General features: G+C 40.8%; 2 protein-coding genes and 1 pseudogene. All 3 read left to right on the top strand.

The window, feature by feature from the left end; all coding sequences use genetic code 11:
- Positions 1–246 precede the first annotated feature (246 nt).
- A complete protein-coding gene (locus L652_RS01000000123505) occupies positions 247–543 on the top strand; it encodes a hypothetical protein (RefSeq protein WP_024596032.1) in 297 nt (98 codons plus the stop codon).
- The gene (gene tnpB / locus L652_RS0108145) at positions 540–893 is read left to right on the top strand and encodes an IS66 family insertion sequence element accessory protein TnpB (RefSeq protein ID WP_024596033.1); all 354 of its coding nucleotides are present in this window, start codon (positions 540–542) and stop codon (positions 891–893) included. Before L652_RS01000000123505 ends, tnpB begins: the two co-directional genes overlap by 4 nt.
- Before the next feature lie 70 nt (positions 894–963).
- Positions 964–1,190 (top strand): annotated as a pseudogene (locus tag L652_RS0108140) (IS66 family transposase); the annotation flags it as partial.

Below are 1,190 nucleotides of genomic sequence, written 5' to 3'. Positions count from 1 at the left end.
TCAGTAGTGAAACGAAACAGCGCCGATGATAGTGTAGCATTTGCTATGTGAAAGTAGGACATTACCAGGCTTCAAATTGTAGAAAGCCCGAATCTAACGATTCGGGCTTTTTTACGTCTGCAGAAAAGTAAAATACGCACAATTAATAGACACTCACATCAACACCTAGGTAAGCGTCCGAGCAACGACACCTAGCAGAGTGGATTTAATTAATAGAAAATATCGTCAGTTTCTACTGGAGGTATTATGCAAAAAAGAACCCTTAATGACTGGCAAAAATTGATTGAGCAGCAACAAACCAGCGGCTTATCTATTGTCGCATTTTGTAAAGAAAACATGTTACCCACTTCAAACTTTTATAAATATCGGTCTAAGTTACAAGACGCTGCAAAAGCACCTAAATTGGTGAAAGTGCAAAACAAAGCCATTCCCCATAAAGTGAATGCCTCAATCACGTTATCTCATGGTGAAACTCATTTAACTATACCAACCTCATCTGAGCCTACATGGGTGGCTAATTTAATAAAGGCGCTGCAAGCATGAACATGTTTATTGATGTGCCCGACGTGTACCTTTGCAATCAGTTTGTCGACTTCAGAAAATCCATTAATGGCTTAGCGGCCATTGTTGAAAGTGAACTCGAACTGTCAGTGCTATCCGGTGCCGTGTTTGTTTTTTGTAATAAAAGCCGAGATAAGCTGAAGATATTGTATTGGGATAACACAGGCTTTGCCCTGTGGTATAAACGCCTCGATAAGCACAAATTTAAATGGCCGAAAAACCTCAGCGCCGACACCCTAAACTTAACCGAGCAACAATTACACTGGTTATTATCTGGGTATGATGTCATAGGGCATCAACAAATCAACATCGAAAACGCTAGCATTATTTAGATCGTCGCGGGATCAATATTAACCATCGCATTAAGCTAGTTTACGGTAAAAAACATTATAAAATAGAAGGATGAATATTGATGTTAACCGCCTTCCAAACGATCCGGCGTTGCTTAAAAAGCTGTTGGTAGAGCACGCTGAAAAGTTAGCGCAAGCGACTGCGAGAAACCGGTATCTAGAGGAGCAATTCCGCCTAGCGCAACAAAAACAATTTGGTAAAAGTACCGAAGGCTTTGACGCACAAGGTGAATTGTTTAATGAAGCCGAAGACATCATTGAGCAACCTGATGAGCTTGC

It is taken from the genome of Pseudoalteromonas sp. TB25, assembly GCF_000497995.1.
GTDB classification, from domain to species: domain Bacteria; phylum Pseudomonadota; class Gammaproteobacteria; order Enterobacterales; family Alteromonadaceae; genus Pseudoalteromonas; species Pseudoalteromonas distincta.
The sequence above is the reverse complement of the archived record's forward strand: the minus strand, read 5'-3'. Positions and strand labels throughout refer to the sequence as shown.

Excerpts from the sequence above, each read along its gene's own strand:
- L652_RS01000000123505 (WP_024596032.1), top strand. The coding sequence starts at position 247 with ATGCAAAAAAGAACCCTTAATGACTGGCAAAAATTGATTGAGCAGCAA.
- tnpB (WP_024596033.1), top strand. The coding sequence starts at position 540 with ATGAACATGTTTATTGATGTGCCCGACGTGTACCTTTGCAATCAGTTT.